22 protein-coding genes and 1 pseudogene are annotated in these 25,239 nt (G+C 44.3%); 18 read left to right on the plus strand and 5 right to left on the minus strand.

Going from position 1 to position 25,239, the window contains the following annotated elements; all coding sequences use genetic code 11:
- Nucleotides 1–98: 98 nt before the first annotated feature.
- From AC0L6N_RS05360 to AC0L6N_RS05385, 6 genes are all read left to right on the plus strand, one after another.
- Nucleotides 99–2,132, plus strand: coding sequence for a TonB-dependent receptor plug domain-containing protein (locus tag AC0L6N_RS05360; RefSeq protein ID WP_473481258.1), 2,034 nt, complete (start codon nt 99–101; stop codon nt 2,130–2,132).
- Between the two features lie 28 nt (nt 2,133–2,160).
- Entirely contained in the window at nt 2,161–3,285 is a 1,125-nt protein-coding gene (locus AC0L6N_RS05365; RefSeq protein WP_473479580.1) for an HmuY family protein, read from the plus strand.
- Between the two features lie 159 nt (nt 3,286–3,444).
- Nucleotides 3,445–4,377 (plus strand): heme/hemin ABC transporter substrate-binding protein, encoded by a 933-nt coding sequence (locus AC0L6N_RS05370; RefSeq protein WP_473479583.1) that lies wholly within the window; start codon nt 3,445–3,447, stop codon nt 4,375–4,377.
- A gap of 89 nt (nt 4,378–4,466) precedes the next feature.
- On the plus strand, nt 4,467–5,495 hold the full coding sequence (locus tag AC0L6N_RS05375; protein WP_081429969.1) for a FecCD family ABC transporter permease: 1,029 nt from the start codon (nt 4,467–4,469) through the stop codon (nt 5,493–5,495).
- Between the two features lie 5 nt (nt 5,496–5,500).
- Nucleotides 5,501–6,337 carry an ABC transporter ATP-binding protein gene (locus tag AC0L6N_RS05380; RefSeq protein WP_473479586.1) on the plus strand — a complete coding sequence of 279 codons (837 nt, stop codon included), beginning with the start codon at nt 5,501–5,503 and terminating at the stop codon, nt 6,335–6,337.
- A gap of 33 nt (nt 6,338–6,370) precedes the next feature.
- On the plus strand, nt 6,371–7,105 hold the full coding sequence (locus AC0L6N_RS05385; protein ID WP_473479589.1) for a HugZ family pyridoxamine 5'-phosphate oxidase: 735 nt from the start codon (nt 6,371–6,373) through the stop codon (nt 7,103–7,105).
- Nucleotides 7,106–7,249: 144 nt separating this feature from the next.
- On the opposite strand, the gene AC0L6N_RS05390 is transcribed toward AC0L6N_RS05385, so the two are convergent.
- Entirely contained in the window at nt 7,250–7,810 is a 561-nt protein-coding gene (locus tag AC0L6N_RS05390; RefSeq protein WP_473479592.1) for a lysozyme, read from the minus strand.
- A gap of 252 nt (nt 7,811–8,062) precedes the next feature.
- Here AC0L6N_RS05390 and AC0L6N_RS05395 point away from each other — a divergent pair, with 252 nt between their 5' ends.
- The gene (locus AC0L6N_RS05395; RefSeq protein WP_473479595.1) at nt 8,063–8,500 is read left to right on the plus strand and encodes a potassium channel family protein; all 438 of its coding nucleotides are present in this window, start codon (nt 8,063–8,065) and stop codon (nt 8,498–8,500) included.
- 35 nt (nt 8,501–8,535) lie between these two features.
- Nucleotides 8,536–9,465 (plus strand): hypothetical protein, encoded by a 930-nt coding sequence (locus AC0L6N_RS05400; protein ID WP_473479598.1) that lies wholly within the window; start codon nt 8,536–8,538, stop codon nt 9,463–9,465.
- 167 nt (nt 9,466–9,632) lie between these two features.
- Here the strand turns inward: AC0L6N_RS05400 and AC0L6N_RS05405 are convergent.
- Nucleotides 9,633–10,604 (minus strand): annotated as a pseudogene (locus tag AC0L6N_RS05405) (integron integrase).
- Between the two features lie 245 nt (nt 10,605–10,849).
- On the opposite strand from AC0L6N_RS05405, the gene AC0L6N_RS05410 reads away from it, so the two are divergent.
- From AC0L6N_RS05410 to AC0L6N_RS05435, 6 genes are all read left to right on the plus strand, one after another.
- On the plus strand, nt 10,850–11,764 hold the full coding sequence (locus AC0L6N_RS05410) for a hypothetical protein (protein WP_473479600.1): 915 nt from the start codon (nt 10,850–10,852) through the stop codon (nt 11,762–11,764).
- Nucleotides 11,765–11,889: 125 nt separating this feature from the next.
- Nucleotides 11,890–12,318, plus strand: a complete 429-nt coding sequence (locus tag AC0L6N_RS05415; protein WP_473479603.1) for a hypothetical protein — start codon at nt 11,890–11,892, stop codon at nt 12,316–12,318.
- Nucleotides 12,319–12,423: 105 nt separating this feature from the next.
- Nucleotides 12,424–13,488: a hypothetical protein gene (locus tag AC0L6N_RS05420; RefSeq protein WP_473479606.1), complete on the plus strand. Its 1,065-nt coding sequence runs from the start codon at nt 12,424–12,426 to the stop codon at nt 13,486–13,488.
- Between the two features lie 125 nt (nt 13,489–13,613).
- A complete protein-coding gene (locus AC0L6N_RS05425) occupies nt 13,614–14,306 on the plus strand; it encodes a hypothetical protein (RefSeq protein ID WP_473479609.1) in 693 nt (230 codons plus the stop codon).
- 127 nt (nt 14,307–14,433) lie between these two features.
- Entirely contained in the window at nt 14,434–15,051 is a 618-nt protein-coding gene (locus AC0L6N_RS05430) for a hypothetical protein (protein ID WP_473479611.1), read from the plus strand.
- Between the two features lie 91 nt (nt 15,052–15,142).
- The gene (locus tag AC0L6N_RS05435) at nt 15,143–15,598 is read left to right on the plus strand and encodes a hypothetical protein (RefSeq protein ID WP_473479613.1); all 456 of its coding nucleotides are present in this window, start codon (nt 15,143–15,145) and stop codon (nt 15,596–15,598) included.
- Nucleotides 15,599–15,715: 117 nt separating this feature from the next.
- On the opposite strand, the gene AC0L6N_RS05440 is transcribed toward AC0L6N_RS05435, so the two are convergent.
- Nucleotides 15,716–16,924 (minus strand): IS4-like element ISPat1 family transposase, encoded by a 1,209-nt coding sequence (locus AC0L6N_RS05440; protein WP_473479616.1) that lies wholly within the window; start codon nt 16,922–16,924, stop codon nt 15,716–15,718.
- Nucleotides 16,925–17,102: 178 nt separating this feature from the next.
- Here AC0L6N_RS05440 and AC0L6N_RS05445 point away from each other — a divergent pair, with 178 nt between their 5' ends.
- A complete protein-coding gene (locus tag AC0L6N_RS05445; protein WP_473479618.1) occupies nt 17,103–17,381 on the plus strand; it encodes a hypothetical protein in 279 nt (92 codons plus the stop codon).
- A gap of 127 nt (nt 17,382–17,508) precedes the next feature.
- Nucleotides 17,509–17,874, plus strand: a complete 366-nt coding sequence (locus tag AC0L6N_RS05450) for a cupin domain-containing protein (RefSeq protein ID WP_473479620.1) — start codon at nt 17,509–17,511, stop codon at nt 17,872–17,874.
- 33 nt (nt 17,875–17,907) lie between these two features.
- Here the strand turns inward: AC0L6N_RS05450 and AC0L6N_RS05455 are convergent, their stop codons facing one another.
- Together AC0L6N_RS05455 and AC0L6N_RS05460 are read right to left on the minus strand one after the other, a co-directional pair.
- The gene (locus AC0L6N_RS05455) at nt 17,908–18,864 is read right to left on the minus strand and encodes an IS110 family RNA-guided transposase (protein WP_473479623.1); all 957 of its coding nucleotides are present in this window, start codon (nt 18,862–18,864) and stop codon (nt 17,908–17,910) included.
- Nucleotides 18,865–19,402: 538 nt separating this feature from the next.
- On the minus strand, nt 19,403–19,951 hold the full coding sequence (locus tag AC0L6N_RS05460) for a hypothetical protein (protein ID WP_011574338.1): 549 nt from the start codon (nt 19,949–19,951) through the stop codon (nt 19,403–19,405).
- Between the two features lie 252 nt (nt 19,952–20,203).
- On the opposite strand from AC0L6N_RS05460, the gene AC0L6N_RS05465 reads away from it, so the two are divergent.
- Both AC0L6N_RS05465 and AC0L6N_RS05470 read left to right on the plus strand, forming a co-directional pair.
- Nucleotides 20,204–20,365: a hypothetical protein gene (locus tag AC0L6N_RS05465; RefSeq protein ID WP_473479626.1), complete on the plus strand. Its 162-nt coding sequence runs from the start codon at nt 20,204–20,206 to the stop codon at nt 20,363–20,365.
- 669 nt (nt 20,366–21,034) lie between these two features.
- The gene (locus tag AC0L6N_RS05470; protein ID WP_473479628.1) at nt 21,035–25,165 is read left to right on the plus strand and encodes a PKD domain-containing protein; all 4,131 of its coding nucleotides are present in this window, start codon (nt 21,035–21,037) and stop codon (nt 25,163–25,165) included.
- The last annotated feature ends 74 nt before the right edge of the window (nt 25,166–25,239 follow it).

Genomic DNA, 25,239 nt, shown 5'->3' on the forward strand with positions numbered 1-25,239 from the left:
CAAGAGGATGAAATTGTGACAAATTAAAATGCAAATGATAACGATTACTATTTGCAGTAGGTATTCACGTGAACTTAAAACCCCTCATACCTTGCCTAATGTTGTTCAATATCAGTGCTCAGGCGCAGTTATTCAATGACAACAAGCCCAATGTAAAACATATTGAAAATACACCGTTAGAGACAATGGTGGTAACGGGCACGCGCACCGAGCTTGCCCAATCACAAAGCCCAATTTCTATTGAGGTGATTACAGGAGCACAATTACAACAAGTGAGTCATGGCACGTTAGCCAGTGCGCTCAACTTCATTCCTGGAGTGGTCACTAAGCGTAACGAAAAAGACGGCTACACAGTGCAAATGCAAGGTTTTGACGGAGATCACGTATTGGTCTTGCTTGACAGCCAACCGCTAATTTCACCCACTGGCTCGTCGGTAGATTTAGACCAAATCAGTGTGCTAAACATTGAGCGTATAGAAGTGTTACGCGGTGCGGCGTCTGTGCTTTATGGTAGCTCTGCCATGGGCGGAGTGATCAACGTTATCACCCGTAAACAGAATCGAAATAGTGCCAAGTTCCGATACCAAGCAAGCAGTTATATGCAAAATGCCATCGATTCTGGTGATGTGGCTGGGTTATACCAATTAAACGTTAATCAAATGATTTTGGGCTGGCAGGGAAGTGTTAGCGCACAAAAAATTGATGATCCAGGCTTTGATTACGACCAAAATACACTCTCACAAAGTGCACCCAGTACGGATAAGTCGTTTGTTAATCTGGGGTTGGCTAGGGACTTTGGTGAAGTTCACTTGGCGTTAAAGACCCGCTATTTCAGCGATGAAAAAAGCAAATTGCGCTATGCCATTCCTGGACAAGTTGGAGACATTAGTTATATATCCGACGTCGAGCAGTGGCAGCACGATATCAGTGTGAGTCAAAGCCAAGTATGGAAGGTACAAGGGCGCTATCTACAACATGATGAAACCAGCGGAGATTCAAACGGTCTGCGTGATGCCCAAATCACGTTGGCAGAAATAGACAGTCAATATCAGTGGCAACTAAGCGATGTCGCCCTTGTATCAGGCTTGGTATTGCATCGTGATGAACTTTATCAAGTTAAGCAAGCCAGCACGGCCGGTGACGCTGGCACTGTTGAAATTGATGACCAAAGTCGTGACAGTGTTGAGGCTTACACGCAAGCCAGTTGGCAATATGGCGATCATGAATTGGTTGCGGGCCTTCGAGCACAAAATGACAGTGACTTTGGGGTACATTCTGCGGCGCGGGTAAATGGTTTGTTTACCCTAAGCGATGATAAAAATGACTTATGGCAATTGCGAGTTGGGGCAGGGCAAAGCTATCGCGTTCCTACGTTAAAAGAACGCTTTTATGTATTTGATCACAGCAACTTAGGTTACATGGTGCTGGGCAATGAAGACCTTGACCCGGAAACCGCCCTAAGTGGCAACCTTGAGCTGAGTTACCACGGCAGTGTTCAGCGCTTGTTTGGTGCTAATCGATCGCGCGATGCCGCTGGCAATAACTCTCGCAGTGACTCAAACAAAAACGCTCACAGCGCCTACCCGCGCTTGTCGCTAAGAGCCAATATTCATTACGCCAAAGCGCAAGATTTTATTAATACAGTGATCGACGTTGAGGCTTCAGCGCAAACTGGTTTATTGATTTCCCGCTACGCCAATGTCGACCAAACCTATATGAAAGGGGCAGATCTGTCGCTTAAGCTGGGTTGGCAAAAAGTGGATTATCAACTGAGCTACAGCTATCTACATGCCACCGATGGCGATGGTGTTTACTTGGGTGAACGGCCCACGCATCAGATTAAGACCAACCTCACTTGGCGACTCCCTTACGATATCAATGCGTTAGCCTACGTGGTGTATGAAACGGGCGAGCATCCAAGCAGCACACAATTGGGTATCGAAAAAGACGATTGGCTCAGCGTTAATCTCAGCGTAAATCAGCACATTAACGACCACTGGCAGTGGAATGCCGGTATCGACAACCTCTTTGATGAACATCAAAACAGCGATGCTATCGCCCAAGGCTTACTCGATGTAAGGCCCCTTTCAAGCCAGCGGGTATTTGTCGGCGTTAGCTATCAATTCTATTAAAACACTCTTACAACAAGGAAATACACACATGAAAATCAGTTACCTCGCCAGCTTGAGCACCGCCATACTACTAACAGCCTGCGGAGGGTCAAGTTCGAGCAGCGATAGCGTTGATACTTCACCCACTGAGCCGACGGCACCGGTGGTAGAAGAGGGCACAATAGTGGGGCCGTTTAGCACAGGAACAACTGCTGAGCCAACTCGCGTGTATTTCGATTTAGATGCGGGTATTGCCCTTACGCTAACTGCTGAAGAAGCGGCTGAAAGCAGTGCATGGGATATCGCGTTTCAGCGCACCAAGGTCTATTTGAATACCCACAGTGACAACGGCGTTGGGGCATTTTTCACCGATGTTAACAGTGACTTTTATGATGATACTGGCGCCGCGGTTGCTAATAGCTTCTTAAACGCTGATGCAGACACAGAATTAGAGGACTATCTCGCTATTAGTGGCACGGATATTCCAGCGGATGACAGCTTTGTGGGTGACAGCGAAGAGAGTGTCATCGGCGCAAAATTTTACGATTACGATACAACAACGCACATAGTGACTGCCAACGATGACCGCTATTTCATTGTCGACTCCGATGACGCTTATACCAAGTTTCGCGTCACGGACTTAACCACTGAGGGGCGCACAATGTCATCCATTACGTTTGGCGTTGCCACGCAAAATACCTTAGCCGGGGACACCGAATTTGGTGCTGAATCAGCATTGACCATTAACACTGCAGACTGCACAGATGACATATACATAGACTTTGATTTAGGTGCGGCTATATCTGCCACAGATGCGTGGGATATTACCTTGGCGTGCACCACAGTGGATGACATCACAGGGGCTGAATTTGATATTCACATCGCTGAAGATGCCACTGCGATAGTGGATGACGACAATGCTTATGCTGCAATAGACAGCGAAGCCGCACAGTTTTACGGCTTTGCGTCAGACGTAACGCAAGAATTGGCCTTCGATAACAACCCTTGGTATCAGTACAACTTAAATGGCGGGCATTTGCTGTGGTCACAATACGGTGTGTACTTGATCAACACCAATGAAGGCACGTTTAAAATGCAAATTACCAGCTACTACGACGATGCGGGTACATCAGGTAATTACAGCTTCCGGTTTGATGAATTAACCAGCGAGTAATTCATTAGTCCTGCATGCAGGTACTCGCGCCGAAGCGTTGGCTGAGTATCTAGGTGAAGGTTTATTTTCAACAAGTGCGGTTTGCGGCGGTATTGGCGTAAACCGCACTTCAGCCGCACACAAATTCGGCAAACCGTTTAAACGTTAATTGGATGCACCATGTACAAGTTCGTTAGTTTAGTTTTTTTTCTTGCGTTAATCAGTTTACAGCCATCAGCATACGCAGGCACCTCGCTTGAATCGGATGCCCAGCAAAGTCCCAAAAAAATGCGCATTATCGCCTCGGGCGGCAGCATAACAGAAGTAATTTATGCCCTAGGTAAAGAGCAGCTTATTGTTGCTACCGACAGCACCAGTTTATTTCCTGCTGCCGCTGCTTCACTGCCTAAACTGGGGTATTTTCGTCAGCTCAGTACAGAGGGCATTTTAGGGTTTCAGCCCACCCATTTATTGGGTGCCCAGGCTACTGGGCCTGAAAGTTTAGCTGAGCAGTTAACAGCTGCGGGTATTCAGGTTCAAATATTTGATGAGCAACGAGACGTAGCGGGTTTGCATCAGCTTATCAGTGAGATAGGCCAGTTATTAAACGCTTCAGAAAAAGCGTTAGCATTGAATCAACAGATTACCCAACAAGTAGCACAGCTAAAAGCCAAAGCAAGTCAACGCCGTTTGGCGAATGATTCAAGTGCCCTTGCAGGCGGGCATGACAAGGTCACGGCGCTGTTTGTGATGTCTGACAGCGATCGTGGGCTAACCGTCGCAGGGGGGAATACTGTGCCTCAAGCCTTGTTTGATGATGCGGGTGTGAGAAACGCAGCACACGCTTTGATAGATTATAAAGTGATGGATAACGAATCGATTTTAGCGGCCAACCCAGACATCATTTTTGTCGCAAGTCACCGTGCACGAGAGGCGAATGCATTACAGCGTTTATGCCAACATCCAGCACTAAAAGCGACAAATGCAGGGCGAAATTGTGCCATCAGTGTAATGGAAAGTAGCAGTGCATTAGGGTTGTCTCCTCGCTATCCACAGGCCTTGCAAACGGTGATTGCGCGCACTGCTGGCTTTTACGCTGACCAGAGCCGATGAATGCCAATATGACCTCTAATATGTCTAGCAATCTAAAAGCCTCGCCCATCACCCTTCAATTTGCCCTACATGCAAGGCGAAAAAAGCATATGCGTGGCTTTACGTTTGTGCTCGCCCTCGCAACGGTGTTGCTGCTAGTGGGGTTACAATCAGGTAGTTTTGAGCAATCTAGCCACGTTTTATTTGATGTACTAGTCAACAAGTTTAACCATCAAGCCTTGTCTCAAGAGCAGTACTTACAGTGGTATGTCTTTTCTGAGCTGCGTGTACCACGCATGTTTATGGCCATGTTTGTTGGGGCATTATTGGCGATGTCAGGTTGTGCGATGCAAGGCTTGGTGCGAAACCCGTTGGCGGATCCCGGCTTAATAGGCATTTCAGGGGGAGCGGCTGCAGCCGCCGCCACAGCACTCGCGCTGATTAACCATTACCCACAACTTGAAATAGGTGGGCAGTATTTAATCGCCTTAAGTGCATTTATTGGTGCACTAATAGCCGTCTGGATTGTTTTGATAGTTGCGCGTACGCCAGCAGGTATGGCGATTTCGTCGCTGATTTTAGCAGGTGTTGCGGTTAATGCATTGTCGGGTACACATATTGGTGCAATTAGTTATATGGCCAATGATGACGCGTTGCGGCAAATCACTTACTGGACGATGGGCAGCTTAGGCGGGGTGACGTGGTCTAAAGTGCTGTTTGTCGGAATATTGAGTATTCCGATTATCGCGCTTTATATGCATTTGCGCCAACCACTGAACTTGTTTGCTCTTGGCGAAAACGAAGCCCAGTGCATGGGCCTTGAAGTCAACAAATACAAACGTTTGATACTCTGGCTAGTGGCATTTTCGGTCGCTCTGGCTACCGCACTGTGCGGCATTATCGGCTTTGTTGGTTTGGTGGTGCCCCATATTGCTCGCACGATTTTCAGCGCAGATCACAAGTATTTGATGCCTGCCTGCGGTGCGCTTGGCGCCATATTAATGTTGGGCGCTGATACCGCTTCTCGGGCGTTATTTCCCCCTCTTGAAATTCCTATCGGGATAGTGACCTCAGCTGTGGGGGCGCCGTTCTTTTTATACCTTTTAGCTAAACAAAAAAGGGGAGGGGCAATTGCTTAAACGCCATGCTTAATTTACACAATATCGCCTTAAATCACGGCGAGAACACCTTACTTGAGGGAGTGAACATCCGTTTGGATGCTGGCAGCTTTTGCACGGTAATAGGCGAAAACGGCTGCGGTAAATCGACTTTACTGCGCTGCATTGCTGGGCTTCATGCACCTTTGACTGGTGCAATAACGTTGAATGAACGCACGTTAGGCGACTGGCAAATTAAATCGCTCGCCAAAGTGCGTGCGTTTGTCAATCAACATAACCAAGTGCAGTTTGCCTTTTTAACGGAAGAAATTTTGCAGCTAGGACGCATAAATCAAACCGAAACCCTAGCTCAGAGTACCGCGCTCATTTGCCAAGTGGCTGAACAGCTCAGCATTGCGCACTTATTCGGCCGTGATGTTAGAACGTTGTCGGGCGGGGAACGCCAGCGCGTATTTATTGCCAAAGCTTTGGTGCAATTGTTACCCACAACCTTCATTGAAACAACTGAAGGGGCTTCAATGGACGTGCACAAAAACAGACATGGGGACAGCGCGGCAAAACTGTTAGACGGCAAGTTGCTGTTGCTCGATGAGCCCACCTCCGCGCTGGATTTTCGTTTTCAAAAAGCCATGATGGATGTGATTAAAACACTCTGCCAACAAGGTTTAAGCGTCATGTGTGTCAGCCATGATATTAACTTGGTTTTACCTTACGCCAGTGAGGTGATTTTGTTAGCAAATGGGCGCTGCTTAGCGCAGGGGCGAGTGGCTGACGTGATCACCGCAACAAACTTACAACAGTGTTTTGGCGTAATGCCCAAACTTATCCCACAACCAGATGGTGTGCCGTATATCACCCACTGATGGTGTTTACCCGATTAGCCATAAGGAGCAAAAATGAAATTAGACAAATACATCTTCGACGCCAAAATCCTCGTTCGTCAGCAGCACAGCGGGGTACTTAGCACACACTCACAATCAGTGCAGGGGTATCCCTTTGGCTCTGTGGTGCCGTATTTTATGACTAATGAAGGTAACTTAGTCACTTATATTAGCCAAATTGCCCAGCACACGCGCAATATCAAAGGTAACCCTAAAGTGTCGGTGACTATATTTGACACCTTGCAAGATGATTCTCAAGCCAATGGCCGAGTGACTATTCTAGGCGATGCAGAATTGGTGGAAGACGCCTATTTAACTGAGCAGTATCTGGCGTTGTTCCCTCGCGCTAAGGGCTATAAGCAGACCCACGACTTTTCGTTTTATCAAATTAAACCTGAGCGCATTCGTTACATAGGCGGTTTCGGCAAAATCTTTTGGATAAACAAAGAAGATTGGCAATCAAGCGAAAAGCCTGAGGATTGGCCGCGAGTGAGTAAAGGGATTATTGAACACATGAATGAAGATCACCACGACGCCATGACCCTCATTGTTGAACATCAATTCGCACTGCGAGCAAAACAGGTGACAATGCTATCGGCATTTTATGAAGGCTGTCACATCGAAGCTGACGGGAAAGTACTGTTCTTGGAATTTGATAAACCATGCACTAGCGCGCAAGCGGTGCGGGAGCAGTTAGTGGCAGCGACACATGCAGCAAGAGCAGACTTAACGTTAGCTGTGGCCAATTAATCGCCAGTCACTCATGAAAGAAAAATGGCGCACCACGTCTATTTAACGACAAATGGGCGCCATTTTCACGATGTGAGCTGAAAGGTATCAGTTGGAACTGGCGCTGCCACTGATTTCTAATTGAGCGCTTGTCGATACTTCATGTTACCTATCAAACAAACTTTTCTCTTTTGCACGGCGTTGCACCAGATGCGCGTTGACTTTACCGGCTGCTTTGCGCCATACGCTAAATTGCTCGCTTGCCCCTGTGTAATCCGCTTTATTCAGTAAGCGCAATAAAGTTGATTTGTATAGGTTGCCCATGCCGATGTTGTACCCCAAGCAAACCAATGCACTAAATTGATTATTGTTTACCGGTACTTTAACTAACTTGTGCATTTGGTCTTCTATTTTGAGCAGGTCTGCTTTAAGTAATACCTCGGCTTGCGGGGCATTTATTGTCATGCCTTGCTTTACACCCGCTTTGTGACCGTAACCTATTAACCAATGTCCACCCGGGCCTTTATAAGCGTTAAGTCTTACACCTTCGGAATCTTTAATAATATCGATGCAGGCTTGATTGGTTTCGCTTTTATGTTGTGTAACCGAGGGGATTTCTAACGAGGGCTCGATTTTCTTTGTCGCTGGGCTTTTCTGGCTTGCACAACCACTTAATGTTAATAGCAAGGCGGTGAGGGTCAGCGTATACAGTGGATTCGTTTTCATAAGCGTCCTTTTTAATATGCACGTTAGCGCTGAATATGTGTTCCCTGCATTCTTTGTTGGCTAACGTCTTTTTTATGTGCCACTTAATTAAAACCGTTAGCGGGTATTTTGCAAGTTTGTTGTTTTTTATATGAAAATAGAGGGAGGACTTGGTGTTAAACTCAGATCTGTATAAGCGAATGAGACTGGCTGATGATAATATCAAATGGCCTATCTATCATCAGGTTAAGACCGATTCAACGGAAGTGGTAAATGATCTACGTATTTATAATTAATACCTTGCTGGTGGCGGGTGCCGTTATGCTGCACTACGAGTTTTTGCATCGTACTATGCGTTTTTTGCCTAATATGCGAGTGAAACACAGTTACCGTATTGTCTTCGGTGTGTTCGGCGCACTTCTCGCACATATCTGTGAAATTTGGATATTCGCTATCGCTTATTATTTCATGCATAGGATTGACGGGTGGGGCACACTCATTGGTAATTTCGAAGGCTCGCTAATGGATTGCGCGTATTTCTCCTTTACCGTCTATACCACAGTCGGTTTCGGCGACATTGAGCCCCTAGGTGCCTTGCGCTACTTAACCGGTATAGAATCCCTAACTGGTTTGGTGCTGATAACGTGGACAGCATCGTTTTTGTATTTTGAAATGCAGCGCCATTGGAAAATTATCGATGGCGAAAATTAACGTATTAACGTGACGGCCAATACAAGGAGTCGTAAGTGCAACTGATCAGAATGATTTGTATCTGTTTACTGAGTCAAGCGATATGCGCAGTGAGCGCTGCGAATGAGCCCGGCGCTTGGTTACTGATAGACGATTTTGAGCACGGTAATAGTGTTGATAATTGGACAAAAGCAGATACCAAAAACGAAACCAAGCCCTTAGTTGCTTCTCCTCAGGTGACACTCAGACAAGTCGAAACGGCGTCTAATGGGACTAATGCTTATTTGCTTAAAAAGCCTGCGCCAGAGGGGGTAGTAGGTAATCGAAAAGCATTGACATACAAAGCTCTGCCCCAGACAGTCAAAGTGGGTGACACTTACACTTTTTATACTCGCATCAATGTTGAGGCATTCCCCAATAACCATGCCTTTGGCCTAAGTAACATGGGCCCTGATGATATAAAAAAGCATGATTACAATGCCTTTGAAGCCACACTACGTGTAACGGATAAAAGCGAGTCTAGCGGCCTTAAGAACACCGGCGCACTCATGGTTAAAGTGCCTAGTGGCTACGCCAATGTGAAGCATAAATGGCATGGTGCTTTTACCAACTCCAACTCCAACTCCAATACCAATACCAATACCAACACTAACTCCAACACCGAGATTGACGTCGAAAGCGACAGTGACGGCGAAGCCGAGCCTTTAGCGCCCGGCGTTTGGTATCAAATTTGGTATGTGGTTAATAACGCTCGAGTGGTTGATGGCGGGCAAACTTATGACGTGTACTTACAAGGTGGCAGTGAGTTCCCGGAGCAGACGTTGGTTTATCAAGGTGCAACCTTTCGCATGCAGCGCGAATGGCCGCTCACGTATTTTTTGATGAATTGTAATACCGGCCCAATCGATAAACCTTATGGAAACGGCGGCCTTAAGTACGATGATATATATATGGCGAAGGGTATAACGCTAACCAGACCGAATTAGGAGAATAGCGTGTGTAGGTAAACTGCAGTACTCACACAGTATCAGATTTTCCAGCTCGATAGATTGAACAGCCAAGACAGCTTTTTATAACCATAAATCGGAAGTACGTTCGCTATATATTGAGTAGGCGCTTTCGGTGCCAAAGCGGTCATAGTGTTAATACCCCATCAATATAAACGACTCAAAGGACTTACTACGCCATTAGCGCCTTGCTGAAGAACATGAGTATATATTTGAGTCGTTTTTGCATCAGAATGCCCCAGTTGGGCCTGAACTGTTCGGATATCTGCGCCAGATTGTAGTAAATGGGTGGCAAATGAGTGCCTTAAAGTATGAGGCGTGATTGGCTTCGTCAAACCCGACACCAATACAGCTTGCTTGACTGCTTTGCGAACGCAAGTAGGATGAAAATGATGTCTTCTTATCTCACCAGTTTCTGGATCTGCGCTGAGTTTATGAGAGGGAAACAAGAACTGCCACGGGAGCGACTTATTCGCTGAAGGGTATTTTTTAGCTAGCGCATGAGGCATCCAAACACCGGCGTATTACTCATTCTGAATATCAAGTCTCAAGTATTCATCAACCTGCGCTATTTGATTTCTAAGTAATGGCACTAGCTCCGTTGCCAAAGTAACGATTCGGTGTTTTTTGCCTTTACCATTGTAGACCCTTAAACACTTATAATCGAAGTCGATATCTTGCACGCGAAGTTGCACCGCTTCCATGCTTCTTAGGCCACTGCCATACATCAAGCCAGCAATAAGATAGTAACGTTTGTTCAATCTTGACATAAGCAGCTTCACCTCATCCTGCGTCATAACAATAGGCAGTTTGGGTTGACGCTTGCTTCTAGCAAAATTCAAATTAAGAGACAACTCACTCTTGATAATGTGCTTATAAAGAAACGATATAGAGTTTAATGCAGTGGCTTGCGTGCGCGGTGACACATTGGCATTCAGTGCCAAATGTTCAAGGTATTGTTCCACTTCATTATCTCCCATTGATGAAGGGTGACGTTTCCCATGAAAGTGAATAAATGTAGAGATCCACTTCAAATAAGTAGAGACAGTCCTTGGAGAATACTGTCTTAGCAACATGTACTCAGTGATGTGATTTAATAGAGGGGACTTTGTCTTCATGACCTTTACTCGGCATGTATAAATATACAGTTATAGCAGCCTTTCCCCCATATTCAAGCAAACGACCCAATCGCGCGTTTACGTCCTAAAATTAAATAGCTTTATTAACTTGCAGCAACCGCCTGCGGTGACTTTTATAAACTTGATAATCATGGCAGTATGGATAAAAACGAGCGGTAGCTCGGTAGAAAAACGCGCAAGTTGCGCCTTATTAAATTGTTATGCCAATAAGGAGAAATTGGAGTTTGGCTGCAAGAATATCACCTAGACTAATTCAATTGACTTATGAAGCCGTTCTAAAGTCATATTGGCGTAAAAATGCACTTCGTTCATTTTTAAGAGCATCTCATGTAAGTGAATCATTTGTTTCATCTTGGGCTAGTGACGAATCTAAAAGGGAGTTGTTGGATCGGTTATTTCCTAAATTACAAACTAGCGACAAAGGAAAGGCTCTGATTTTTCAAATGGCTAGGAATTTATCTGAACAAACCACATTCCCCGATTTACGGAATTGGGAAGATTCAGATATTAAAATACAAGAAGCCCATAAAGCAGTTACCGAATTAAAACGATACTTAAAAAACCAAGATGACGAAATAAAAACGGAAAGAGAAAGACGGGATTTTAAAGAAAGAGCAAGAAAAGAAAAAGAAGAAATAAGGCGCTTTAAAACTGATAAGACTAAGCTCCAAACAAACCTTGAGTCTATGCACACTAAAATAGGAACTCAAAAAGGTGGCTACGAATTTGAAAGCTGGTTTTATGAATTGTTGGACTTCTGTGAAATACAAAATAAAAGGCCATACAAAACCAACGGAAGGCAAATAGATGGCTCGGTTACAATTGAAGGCACAACCTATTTAGTTGAATTAAAGTTTACAAAAGATCAATCTGGTGCAACTGATATCGATTCGTTAAAGGCGAAAGTAGATAAGATGGCTGATAATACGATGGGTATTATGGTGTCTATGTCGGGCTATAGTAGCGTAGCAATTAATGATGCGTCCGGAAGCAAAAGCACGTTAATCATTCTAGATGGAAGTCATTTGTATTTATTTTTAACTGGTGTAATGAGTTTTAAAGATATAATCACTAGAATTAGGCGCCATGCCTCCCAAACAGGTGAAGCTTATTTGCCTACGAACAAGTTTGGCGGTTAGCGTAAAATTGGCATAACAAGCTGTTAAACAAGGACAAAAAACAGTTGGTTTTGCTCCTTCGTCGCTAATTTTAACCAACTATTTTTTGCCTGTTAACATGACGTTATACGAACTCGGAATAAGCTGTGTATATCAAATCCCGATTAAATAAGTACATCAACCTTTCGGAAAAATGGCTTACCCAAATTGTATTGGTGTGGTGTTCAGCTTCATTGATAATTGGCTTGAGCACGGTAAATGATTTAGCTTTAGTTATTGCCGCTCCTTTGATGACAATTCTTATGTATTTTGCTGGTATGGCAGTGCTTATGGCTATAATTGGCTTTCAACGAGTAAATCCGTTTAATTCTGCCAATTCAAAATTCATCCAATATGCCATTATATTCTTTTGGGGTTTTGGTATCTTTGGGTTCATTAACTTTTTAACGTTTGGAATTTTTGAATCAAGCGAATTTGAAAATTCTACCTTTTTCTTCATAGTAGCTTCGGTATTCCCTTTAGGTGCTTCCTTAGGTGCTGCAAAAGAATGGAAAAAGAGCTTTCCTAATGAGTAAACGTTCGTATAACAAAAACATCATGGTGGGAATTTTATTCGCTGATAAAGCGCTCCTAAAATCCCCATATGTTAAGCGTTATGCCTATAGCAGCAAGAGGGACATATGATTAAAGTTGAAGGCGGTAAAATCTCATATATTGAGGCACACCTTTTTGACGCTGCAATAGAAAAATTTGATGGGATAATTGAACGTTACAAAGATTATCAAGTTGAATTATTTATTCATGTGGTCAGTGACCCATCTTGTCGTTATGAAAAAGGTGTAGGTTCGACTCGAATTCTAAAAGAAATTGCAGAAGTCTCAGCAAAAGATAGGTTTTTAAGTTTATTAGAGAATCGAGTACTTAATGCTAACCCTAAAGGATTTTACGCAAATAAAGTGAAGGCGGGAGAAGATTTTCCTGAAGAGATTAAGTCGGTTAGCTTTGCTCATTGCGCACATAAAGAAGTAGCTCAACACTTTCAAACAAGAAAGTCGGAATATGGAGTCGTGTTTTATCACGATTTTCTTCAGTCGTTGGGGATGATACCAGTAAGGTACATTAATGAAGAAGATGATGAGTCCATACGTCGTTTGGTCTTCAATGACCCATTTGCCTTAGAAGCTTATGGTAAAAATTATGATATGCGGTGGGAAAAGGAATGGCGGATCAATAAAGATGTTGAGTTCGAGTTCAATGATGTTGCGTTTATGACAGTGCCCGACAATGAATATTATGAATTTATTCATATTATGATAGATCAAGATTTAGACTATTTTATATTACCAGCTTCGGTATTTACTAAGCCATTTAAATTTTTTCAAATGGCTCATGGTTTGGAACATCATTCTTGGATTCAGATTCGCTTATATGGTGAATGGAAAGTGGATTTTGATATGTTCCCCGAATTTACAGTAAAAGAAAAAGAAGTATTTCTAGATGAATGTGGCTTATATCTTGAGTGTCTTGCAAAAGCAGAAATACAGGATATCTATGAGCATCGCTACATCTCTCGGTTTGTAAACTTTGCTTCTCGACTAAATGAAGACTTTTTGAAAAAAACATCCTTTCATGAAGTTGCTATAGTGCGGGCTAACGCTAAAGAGCCATATCAGACACATAGAGATCTAATGATGCACTGCTACACTCGAAGGTTTGAAATTCAAAGAAATAACATCCAACTATAAATAGGTATAACAAGTTGCTGCACGCGGACTCGATAGAGTTTTCGCGGTTTTTGCAAAAAACAAATGCAGCAAAAACAGGACCAACTTACTCGCCGTGAACAAGGCGTTAGCTGCTTAGAGAAATTATGAACATACCTACAGGTTTAGAGCACATAAAACTCATTGGACAAATGGGGGATATAAACCGACTAGAAACTTCAAAGCTTCTCGAAGCTCATAGGGATAGACTTGAATTAATTGGCATATCACTTTCCATACTTTATCAAGTCTCGATTTGTCATAGAAAATGTTTTGGTGGTCCCCATATTTTAGAAAGCCTTGCAGGTAGATTCTATAATTTAGCATGCAGCTCATACTACCTTACTTGTAGAGGCCTATATGATGAGGCTCTAAATTTAGTTCGTAGTATGGGAGAAATATCAAATCTTATTGCAATGTCTGTTGAAGACAAGGATGCTTTACACAAATGGATTAACGCAGATAAAACGACAAGAATTAGAGATTTTAGTCCGGCTAAAGTTAGAAATCTTTTAAAGCGGGCTAACTCAAAGTTTTTCTACGCAGATCGCGATTGGTATAGCAGGTTTTGTGAGGACTTTACTCATGTTACACCGAGAACAAAACCGAATATTCACAATGGTAGAAATCAGGCTTTTGCTGGGGGAGTCGTTCAAGAAGACGGTTTAGAGTTTGCATTGTCTGAAATATTAATGTTAACCGCGAATACGGCAATGATGGTGGGAGCGTTTGGCGAACTATACGATATGTTACAAGAGTTAGATGTTGCAATGAAACGTATAATTGATGAATCAAAGTAACGATGCTTTTGTCCATTGAGTTATTGAACTACGCTGCTAACAAGTTGAATCATCGGAAAATTACTCGCTGCGCTCAAGTTTTCCGCTGTTTAATGCGTTATGCGTAAGCAGGCCATCGGAGTCTAAGATGGATGAAAAATATATTTTCGGCTTGGTAGGCATTGTTCTTGGTTCTTTGTTAAGTGCAATATTTTCTGTTGTCAGAGAGTTGTATGCGGAAAGTAGGTCGAAGAAAAAGGAAGCGGAGTACTTGGCAATTCGCATGATCTGTATCTTTGATTCTTTTATGGAGGGGTGTGCGTCTGTCGTTGGTGACGACGGTTTATATCTTGGCCAAACAGATGCTGAGGGGTACTCTAGGATTCAAGTAACTCCGCCGCAACTTGATGTTCAATTAGAAGATGTGAACTGGAAGTCTTTCCCTCCCGAATTGATGTACGAAATTCTTTATTTTCCAAATCTTATAAAAGATGCCGAGAGCTATATTGACAGTACATTTGAACATGCTGCCTCTCCGCCGGACTACAGTGAAGGTTTTGAGGAAAGGCAATATCAATATTCAAAACTTGGGATCATCGCTTCTTCGCTAACTACAAAACTCAGAGAGAAATACAAAATCCCTAAAAATCACATATCTAGCTGGGACATAGTTGAATATATGCATAATGAGAAAGAAAAAATTGACCAGCTTCGCTTAAAGCGAGAAGCAGCACACAAAACTATGTTTGCTACAGTAAATGCATAACAAACACATCAAAAATCGCTACACTTCGTTGCGCTGGACGCTCGCAAGCTCGCGCCTTTTATGTGAAACGTTATGTACCTAGGATAGCTCAGTGGTTTATAAGGTAAAATGGAAAGAACTTGCTAGGCATATGGTCAAGCAACTATTCATCATTATTTCTGTTGGCTTTACAATTATCATGTGTATTCGACTCTTTTCATTATCATTTGATATTGAAGAAGCGTTTAAACACGTTAGCCTTAGGCAACTTCCATTGATGTTTCTTGCTATATTTCTATTCAGCTTAGTTTTTGGTGTCGCAATAAGTTATTTACTCAAATGCTCATACGTAACCATAGAAAACAATGAAATCAGCGGTAGAAATTATTGGTTGTTCAAGCGTCGTTTCAAAATGGACGAAATTGAAAAAGCCTTTCCTTTCAATAGTAATGGTATGCCTGTTGTCGTTGTGGATGCTGGAAAAAAGGGCCAAATATTCGTGCCAATTCACATTGAAGATTCAGAAGATTTGTTTCAACAGATAGACAGATATGCACAAGGTACATAGCAATCCACTCAAAGCGCTCGCGCTGCTCGCTGGGACGCTAATACATGGGCTGCGTCACTTCGTTCCTAATTTTGGCCCATGTATTATCGCCCCTTAGTGGGGTGCTGGGGGATCCCCTCATAGAATTGGTCTTCCTTCTTTGTGAACCCAGGTAATATATTGGGCGATAGCCCATGTCATTTGGGCTGAGTTCATCCTGTAATCTTTTGCCCTTTTCCTGACTTCTCTGCCTAGCCTAATGATAGATAACACGCGCCGATGACGGATGGTGTTAGCTTGAAATGCTCTTTCCCAATTTTGTTTTTGAGCAATGATACCGAGTAACCGTAATAGCCATTCTGCGAGCATCGCTATCAGCAGTAATATGTCGAATCGTTTGGTACAGCGACTGTTGCTGTGGCGCAGTCCCATTCCGTATTGAGGGCTTTTAATATCGCGTAAGGTTTCTTCTATTTGCATCCGTCTTGCGTAAAGAGAAACCAGTTGTTTTGAGTTAAGTTTATCGTTCTGGGGAAGGTTAGTGGCGAGTAGCCAAGGCTCTTTGCTACCGGCACGATAGCTTTGCTGGGCGGTGTGGTTTCGACCTGCCTTTGAAGAGCGGTTGTCCTTTCGATGTTTGGCCTTTGCTTTGTACAAATGCAGGTGTGCATGAAGCGGGCTTTTACGCCCTAATTGCCCACACCCAAGGTATTTGGCCCGAAAATTTGCACTGGGATAAAACGACTTATTACTTTGCCATGATGCTTGCCCATCACGCTTAAATCCCACATCACCGCGCACTCGGCCTAGCCAGAACCATCCATGCTTTTCGACTTCACGAAACCAAGGGTTACGATAGCCTGCATCGGTCACAATCAACGGGCAACAACCCGACGGCAGGATACTCGCCAACTCCCGTAAAAACGGATTATGACTAACAGGTGAATTGTATTCACCGAATGAAAATACGCGCTCATAAAGCGTGACAGAGCGCCCCTGAACACTGACCGATGCACGTAAGGTTAAATGCCTGAGCTGCTCACGCACATCAGACCAATCCACAAGAACAACCGGCATGGGGTTAGCACCGCAAAGTAGCTTTGCGTGCCAGCGGTAGATGTCGAGCCGTTCATTATGTAGGTTGTTATTACCAAGCAGCCTGTCGATGCGTTTAATGTTGTGTTTCGGGGCCACGGAGCCTGAGATATTGCGTCCTAATTCGGTCAACGACAGTTGCTGACCATCTAGCAAAGATTGGGTGGCAACCATCAAAGAGGAAAGACGTTTGGCATGTAGATTAGGGCATTGTTTTTTAAGTAAATCGTGTAAGATATGAATATCACGCATGGTGTTATTCTTTGTAGGTAGCAGCTTGATTGGTTTTTGGCGAAATCCTCTTTCTCGATAAAAGACATCAAATAGCGCTATGCGTGTCTATATTATTGTTTCTGCTCATAATTATGAGGGGATTCGTTAGAGTGGGGTGTTATGTTTCTGGGCGTTTTAAACTTAAAGGAATAAGTAATTGAAGCTTTTATTAAACATAGCCTTGTTAGCAGCGCTTGTAGGGCTTGGTTATTGGGCATACATCGAACTCTTGGCAGGCGAGACAACGTTTGGCTCGCGACGTCACCCTGTAGCAGTTATAGCTGCTTGTTTCTTTTTCTCTACATATCTCATTATCGATACTATTTTGATCGCAATAAAACCATGGGTTAAGAAGCATCCTAAACTATATACGCGCCTATACTCTGGGTTTTGGACTTTTTTGCTTGGGCCGGAGAAATCGAGAGAAGAAACATAACAAACAAATTATGGCATGCGCCAGGGCGCACTGGGACGCAAACACGTGCGCGGCTTCGCCATTATTGCACACGTGTCTGCGCCCCATATTTTGGAAGTTAGCAGTACATAAAAGTATGGAGTCAAAAATGAAGTTTGATGCGATCAACTTTAAAGAAAAATTCACTAAGTTTAATGAGCATTGGTCTCCGCGTGTCGTCGCTGAAATGAATGATTATCAATTTAAGCTAGTAAAAGTTGAAGGAGAGTTTGTTTGGCACGACCATCCTGATACAGATGAAGTATTTATTGTTATTGAAGGCACCCTTAATATTGAGTTTCGTGATGGTATTGTTACTCTAAATCCGGGTGAAATGTTTGTAATACCAAAAGGTGTGGAACACAAGCCTGTAGCCATCAATGAATGTAAAATCATGATTGTTGAGCCTAAAGGTGTCGTTAATACAGGTGATTCTGATAGTGAACTTACTGCCGAAGACGACGTGTGGGTGTAAAGTATTGCTAACAAGAGACTATGGCGTCAATAGCTAATTTGTAGTCTTTGGCGCTTCCCACATGACCCCGTCTCTGAGCATTGAATTTAAGATAACAACCATCTTTCTAATGCACGCAATAATAGCCACTTTCTTAGGCTTCCCTGCTGCGACTAATCGTTGATATGTTTCCTTAAATACGGGGTTACTTTGTATCGCTGACATCATCGCCATGTACAAAACGGTTCTGACTTGATGTCTGCCACCTTGGATTTTCCGCAACCCTTTATAGCGCCCACTTTCTCGATTCATGGGAGCCACACCGACTAACGCAGAGGCTTGTTTGTTGGTCATGTAACCTAACTCTGGCAGGTTACTGATGATGGAAGCGGAGGCTATTTTTCCTATTCCTTTCATGCTCTGTAAGATGCAATTCTTCGCTTGATAATCAGGACAAGATTCAATGAGCGCGACAATTTTATCCTCGATTTTGGTTATCTGATTTTTAAAGGCAGTGAGAATAGGTTTGATGGTCATGGCGAGTTCTTTTGGTAGAATTTGCAGGCGGTTCTTTTCCATTGTTTGCATGACCAATAATTGATTTCGCCTTGCAACTAAATCACTCATAGCCTGCATCGTTTCTGGTTTTAACTGAGGTAACTTAGGCTGAATAGCTTCACCATAATGCGCAATCAATTGAGCATCTAGTTTGTCTATTTTAGCTCGCTGACCTATTGCTCCGGCAAAGCGTTTTACGTGGATAGGGTTCGCGATAACAAAGGGTAAATTAGCGCTTGCACATGCCATGATAAAAGGCATTTCTAATCGGCCAGTTGCTTCAATGACGATACGCCCAGGCGAATGCTGTTGGATTTTTTTAATGGCTTCTTTGATACCCTTTTCATCGTTAGAAACAGTGAAATAAATATCGTGAGGGCGAATATAAATATCCAATTGAAACTTGCCCGTATCGACACCGACGTTAACGTTTTGATTTGTTTTTAGATTCATAATAAGCTAACTCTTGCTTGCATAATGCGGTCCGGTGACCGGTGCAATGAAAACCCAGTAGACTATTCGAGTGTTTTGCTTGGAGTCCTTTGTGGTGTTCTTTCTTGTTATCGGTCTCTCAACTGAGGAGCCATCAATCAATCGAACTACCACAAAAGAAGGCTTTAGTTGCTGCTAAAGCTTGGGTCTCACTTTACCTCACCCCGATTAAAATCAGGATGATTTACCTGAGTTATTATCCATACAAGTGCATCATGGTGGGAATTTTACTCGCTGAAAAAGCGCTCCTAAAATCCCCATATGTTAAGCGTTAAAATCATCAAGCTCGAACGGCTGCTTTTCGCTCATTCTGCCGTTTGGTATTTCACATCTGTACGACCGCTTTACGTACGGAGGAGCCTATGGGCGAGGTCTGACGGGCATTAATAGTCAAATACCGGAAGTTCATAGGTACTTAATTTGGCTTAGGTTTTATTATTTTCTAAACGCGAAGGTTTCTATCCATCAACACTAAACCACCATTCACTCTCAGAACATTTTAACTCACAGCCGTTCTGCCGTTCTTGAAGCGCAGAAATAGAGGTTTAATACACTTGTGTGACAACAACGAGATAGGGGCGAACATCAATACACCGACAAATGGGATAGCAGGACCAAACACAAAGGTTGAGCCGATAACATGCCCAAGAATGCATTCCATTCTGTATAGCGGTACAAATAAAGCTGAAACTAAAACGCCCAGAGCCAAATACATTGTTACGCTTGGAAAGCCATTTACAAAGGCAATTGATTGAACTGTGCTTACCAGCAGCATGCTAAAGAATCCCAGTAATACCGACGGAGGAAGTGTTTTTGCATCCGACCCAGTTGATATTCTTTTTTTAATTACTGCAGCGGATAGCCACACCAGAAGCGGCAAAATCAGTAGGCCCCACCAATTCGACAATCCGGGAAGATCAGCACGCATGAAAAGGTGATGGGTAATTACTCCGCCGTTAAAGTATTCCCATGTTAAGTGACACACTTCGAAAAGTATTACTGCCAGTAACAGGCCATTTCTTATTTTATTGAATTGCTTCTCTTCCATTTCATTTTACCCTAGATCGATCACAATGTGCGTGTATCTCGCAATCACCGTACCACAGATGAAAAACAAGTAAAATCAATGAATTACAACTTAGGCTTATTCTGAGCGTAGTTTGTTTGCTCAGATATTAGTGTTATTAGCTAATTTTACGTATTCAAGTAACACGTTCGCACAATCTAATCAGACTAAATGGCGAGGTTTGATATGTCCTAGACACTCTTGAGCATCTTTTCTGAATAACAGGACTTCACTATGCGTCATGTACTTTGTCTCCTTGCAGAATTGTTATTGTTGAGCGGTTGCGCTGATAACGTCTCTCTTATTGAAGCGGCCGCAAAAGACAAACAACAAATACTGATATTAATGTGGTTCACCGGCTGGTTTACGTACAGAGTAGTCGTTGACGTTTTTTAAACTCAACGACAGCTTTTGGCACAAAGCTATCTGTCTAACTTGGTCTGGCTCGCTATTCACAAAATGCAAAATGAAAGCCTGATTAACGCATATAAGCGCTAATTCATATAAACGATAATTCACATAAACGAGTAGGGCGTTATTTCGTCTGCTGAGTTAGGGGAAGAGCAGGTATTGGTTTCACGCTGATTATGCGCCCTGATGATTGGTTATGGATTTCAATCGTCACAATCTTCTGATGTCTGTTTTTATTGCTGCGGACTAGACTCAAACCAGCGTCAATGTGTTTTACTCAGTTCTCATTGCACGGCTAATCCCTAGGTCCTGAATGACGAGTGGAACAGGCTGCGATCGGCAAATCCGCTTGCTGATACGGGATGAAAATTTCCACTGTTTTACTCATGCACGATGCTTTCAGTTTTTCTCATTTGCGTTCACTTCCATTCACTTAAAACGACGAATGATTCAGTTTGCTTCACTTAAGGATTAGGTGTGTTTCTTAGGCGATTTATTCTGTGTCACTGTGTTAATTCGTGTTTAGTAAATTCTTGTAACTAGCAGAGGCTCGGAGCTAGCAGAGGGTAGCAGTCGTCTATCGCGTATACGAACACACTTGGTCACGCGCGTTGTACAGCGGAGCCACTCTAACAAACATGTAAAGGAAAGATCATGGATACTAGAAACGTTACGTACAATCAGCGAGGACCTGATGCTCACATCGAACATGCTTCAGCCTCCCTTTCTAACAGAGCTTCGCACAGCATTTTGCCTCGCTCTCTACAGCACTATTGGCTGATGCTGTGCAGCTTACTTCTGCTGTGCATGGGGGCGAGTCAAGTTCAGGCCGCAGATTTGGTTAACGGCGGATCAGTCTCTGGCACCATATCAACAGCGGGTGAACAGGATACCTGGACGTTCAACGCCACAGCGGGTGAGCGTATTAATATTCAGTTGGTAGATTTAGCCGCTGGTGATTTATTTCCTCAAATGACGCTTTATGCGCCAGATGGTACACGCGTAACTTCGGCGAGTAATTATACAGTGGCCAGTATTTATAATGCTGAAGCGCCTGAAACAGGTACCTATTCTCTAGTCGTTCAAGACGGCACCTCACGGCAGGATAATATAGGCGCTTATGCGCTTCATTTTGCTAAGTCTATCGGTGCCAATGAAAACGGCTCGTTGATTAACGGTAGCTCAGTCAGCGGTGATATCACCTTAGGCGATTTAGACAGCTGGACGTTTGACGCCATCGAAGGTGAAAGACTGAATATTCAATTAGTGGACGTGGATGAAGCTGGTTTTTTCCCGTTGATGATCCTTTACGCACCAGATGGCAGCCGAGTAGGGTCTGCTAGTAATTACACGGTGGCTAACTTATATAACGTTGCGGCCACACAGACAGGAACGTACATCTTGCTAGTGCAAGACGGTACGAGTCGACGTGAACAGGTAGGTAGTTATGAAGTGCACTTTGCTAAATCCGTTGGCGCAAATGAAAACGGCACGCTGAATAATGGCGGTGTAGTGAGCAGTGACATTGCGTTGGGTGATTTAGACACTTGGACATTTGAGGCTACGGCAGGTGAAAGACTGAATATTCAATTAGTGGACGTGGATGAAGCTGGTTTTTTCCCGTTGATGATCCTTTACGCACCAGATGGCAGCCGAGTAGGGTCTGCTAGTAATTACACAGTGGCTAACTTATATAACGTTGCGGCCACACAGACAGGAACGTACATCTTGCTAGTGCAAGACGGTACAAGTCGACGTGAGCAGGTGGGTAATTATGAAGTGCACTTTGCTAAGTCCATTGGCGCTAACGAAAACGGCACGTTAAATAATGGCGGCGCGGTGAGCAGTGATATCACGTTAGGGGATTTAGATACCTGGACGTTCGAGGCTACAACAGGTGAAAGACTGAACATTCAAATAGCGGATGTAGATGACGCTGGCTTCTTTCCGTTCATGACGCTTTATGCGCCTGATGGCACCCGCGTAGGGTCTGCTAGTAATTATACGGTGGCAAATTTATACAATATTGCGGCCACACAAACAGGAACGTACATCTTGCTAGTGCAAGACGGCACAAGTCGACGTGATGAGGTAGGTAGTTATGAAGTGCACTTTGCTAAATCCGTTGGTGCTAACGAAAACGGCCCACTGATTAATGGCGGTGCGGTGAGCAGTGACATTACGTTAGGGGATTTAGATACCTGGACGTTCGAGGCCACGGCAGGCGAAAACTTGAATATTCAAATAGCGGATGTGGATAACACTGGCTTCTTTCCGTTCATGACGCTTTATGCACCAGATGGAACTCGTGTAGGGTCTGCTAGTAATTACACTGTGGCTAACTTATACAACGTTTCGGCCACACAAACAGGAACGTTTACCTTGCTGGTGCAAGACGGCACAAGTCGACGTGATCAGGTCGGTAATTATGAAGTGCACTTTGCTAAATCCGTTGGCGCTAACGAAAACGGCCCACTGATTAACGGCGGCTCAGTAAGTGGCGATATCACCTTAGGCGATTTAGATACCTGGACGTTTGAGGCCATTGCAGGGGAACGTTTGCATATTCAGCTATCTGATATCTTACGTAATGTGTACTTTCCCTTAATGACGCTTTATGCACCGGACGGTAGTCGAGTCAGCAGCGCCAGCAACTATTCTGTCGCTAATTTACGCAATATTCTTGCAACACAAACCGGAACCTACACACTGCTAGTGCAAGATGGCACAAGTCGACGCGACCAAATAAGCGATTATGAAATTCACTTCGCTAAGTCTCTCGGTGCTAATGAACACGGAAAATTAAGCGGCGCTGGTTCTTATTTTGAAACGGTCACGCAAGGTGACATTGATACATTCACCTTTGATGGGGTGGTGGGTGACGAAGTGACATTAGTTATGCGAGAGCTGGAAGTCACTAATTTATCCCCCTTTATTACCTTGCATAATCCAGATGGGAGTTATTTCACTAACGCGAGCCATTACTCTGAGGCTGGGGTTTATAATTTGAGCTTACCGATGAATGGAACCTATACCATTGTGCTCAGTGATGGTACTTCAGGCAGAGACCAGATTGGCGACTACGTTCTTGAATATAACCTGCCAACGGCAGCGCCTGATCCGCAGAAACCGATAGCGTCTGCGTCTTCTGCGCCAACGCTATTTAAAGATCAAGTTATTCAACTTAACGGTTCTGGCTCCTTCGATCCCGATGAAGCACCAGAGGCGCTCACGTATAGTTGGACATTGGTATCTGCACCAGATAGCAGCGCTGTAGCACAGGCAGATATTGCTGAGCCGAATAGCGCGAATGCCAGCGTACAACCTGATGTATATGGCGAATACCGTTTCGAACTCACTGTCAGTGATGGTTTACTCAGTGACAGTGCGATTGTTACTGTAACGGTTATCAACCGTGCACCTAGCGCCCATGCCGGTGCAGATCAAAACGCCGAATTAAATGTGCCTACACAGCTCGATGGCAGTGCATCAAACGATGCGGACGGTGATTTACTGACTTACGCTTGGACGGTGGTTTCTGTGCCCTCAGGCAGCGCGGTTACTGCACTGCAAAATAGCACAAGTGTTAACCCAAGCTTTACACCAGACGTCGCAGGGGATTATGTATTTACCCTTGTGGTTGATGACGGTGAAGACAGTAGCACTGGTGATTCCGTTGTGGTGCGCGTGGCCCAGGCGAATGTAGCGCCCCAGGCTGATGTTCAAGTGAGCGGCGACATGCTAACCGGTACGCAAGTCGCTCTAGATGGCAGCGCCAGTGTTGACAATGACAACGGCCCTCAAGCCCTCACATACGAGTGGCAGGTGATAAGTGCGCCAGCGGGTAGCACTATTAATACGGCAAGTCTTGTTAGCCAAGGAACAGCCACCACTAGCTTTACAGCTGATGTAGCGGGTACCTATCGTGTACAACTCGCTGTTTTCGATGGTGAGTTAACCGATGTGGTTGAGGCCAGTATTGTGATAAACGAGGTGGTGGTCAACCAAGGGCCAGTGGCCGATGCAGGTGCTGACCAGCAACAGGAACTTGGCGACAGCGTTGAGGTTAATGCCTCAGCAAGCTTTGACCCAGACCAAAGCCCCGCGCCACTGACGTTCGAATGGGTGTTTGTGTCAGTGCCCCAGGGTAGCTTGCTGGTTAGCGCGAGTATTGAAAGCACGCCTGCGGGGTTAGCGATGTTTGTGCCAGACGTCGCAGGTACTTATACGCTCATGGTCACCGTTAGCGATAGCGAGCTAACCGACTCGGACTCCGTCATGGTGACTGTCAGTGAAAATCAAATACCGGTTGCTGATGCCGGGAGTGACCAAACCGTTGATGCAGGCGAGCGCGTAGCGCTCGATGGCTCACTAAGTTATGACCCTGACTCAGGTCCTCAAGCGCTCAGCTATTTATGGGAGGTGGCTTCTCGCCCCGAAAATAGCGTAGCTACCGTTATCAATAACAATAATGTGCTGGCGTTTATCGAGCCTGATTTGGCTGGGTTGTATACATTGCGGCTAGTGGTGAGTGACGGGCAAGCAACGGACGAGGATGAGGTACTCATTGATGTGATCAACGTGGTGCAACCAAGAATGTGCGATGTCGATGGCAATGATTTTGTGGATAGCCTAGATATTCGTGCTATAGCACGACTTCGCAATGCAACCGCAAGTGAAGGCGATGTGGCAGATTGGGATCAAAACGGTGTGATTAACGTGCTGGACGCCAGAGGTTGTGCACTTGAGTGTGACCTATCACGTTGCGCCTTAAAACCCGAGTAATACCAGCGAGATAAGCACAAGGATGTGCTGCTTTATCTCATATGGTCAGCAAACTAACGTTTAGCACACAAGAT

The organism is Paraglaciecola sp. G1-13, assembly GCF_055809255.1.

Bases quoted from the DNA above. Each gene is read 5' to 3' on its own strand.
- AC0L6N_RS05360 (WP_473481258.1), top strand. From the start codon at position 99: ATGTTGTTCAATATCAGTGCTCAGGCGCAGTTATTCAATGACAACAAG.
- AC0L6N_RS05365 (WP_473479580.1), top strand. From the start codon at position 2,161: ATGAAAATCAGTTACCTCGCCAGCTTGAGCACCGCCATACTACTAACA.
- AC0L6N_RS05370 (WP_473479583.1), top strand. From the start codon at position 3,445: ATGTACAAGTTCGTTAGTTTAGTTTTTTTTCTTGCGTTAATCAGTTTA.
- AC0L6N_RS05375 (WP_081429969.1), top strand. From the start codon at position 4,467: ATGCGTGGCTTTACGTTTGTGCTCGCCCTCGCAACGGTGTTGCTGCTA.
- AC0L6N_RS05380 (WP_473479586.1), top strand. From the start codon at position 5,501: ATGCTTAATTTACACAATATCGCCTTAAATCACGGCGAGAACACCTTA.
- AC0L6N_RS05385 (WP_473479589.1), top strand. From the start codon at position 6,371: ATGAAATTAGACAAATACATCTTCGACGCCAAAATCCTCGTTCGTCAG.
- AC0L6N_RS05390 (WP_473479592.1), bottom strand. From the start codon at position 7,810: ATGAAAACGAATCCACTGTATACGCTGACCCTCACCGCCTTGCTATTA.
- AC0L6N_RS05395 (WP_473479595.1), top strand. From the start codon at position 8,063: ATGATCTACGTATTTATAATTAATACCTTGCTGGTGGCGGGTGCCGTT.
- AC0L6N_RS05420 (WP_473479606.1), top strand. From the start codon at position 12,424: ATGATTAAAGTTGAAGGCGGTAAAATCTCATATATTGAGGCACACCTT.
- AC0L6N_RS05425 (WP_473479609.1), top strand. From the start codon at position 13,614: ATGAACATACCTACAGGTTTAGAGCACATAAAACTCATTGGACAAATG.
- AC0L6N_RS05430 (WP_473479611.1), top strand. From the start codon at position 14,434: ATGGATGAAAAATATATTTTCGGCTTGGTAGGCATTGTTCTTGGTTCT.
- AC0L6N_RS05440 (WP_473479616.1), bottom strand. From the start codon at position 16,924: ATGCGTGATATTCATATCTTACACGATTTACTTAAAAAACAATGCCCT.
- AC0L6N_RS05450 (WP_473479620.1), top strand. From the start codon at position 17,509: ATGAAGTTTGATGCGATCAACTTTAAAGAAAAATTCACTAAGTTTAAT.
- AC0L6N_RS05455 (WP_473479623.1), bottom strand. From the start codon at position 18,864: ATGAATCTAAAAACAAATCAAAACGTTAACGTCGGTGTCGATACGGGC.
- AC0L6N_RS05460 (WP_011574338.1), bottom strand. From the start codon at position 19,951: ATGGAAGAGAAGCAATTCAATAAAATAAGAAATGGCCTGTTACTGGCA.
- AC0L6N_RS05465 (WP_473479626.1), top strand. From the start codon at position 20,204: ATGCGTCATGTACTTTGTCTCCTTGCAGAATTGTTATTGTTGAGCGGT.
- AC0L6N_RS05470 (WP_473479628.1), top strand. From the start codon at position 21,035: ATGGATACTAGAAACGTTACGTACAATCAGCGAGGACCTGATGCTCAC.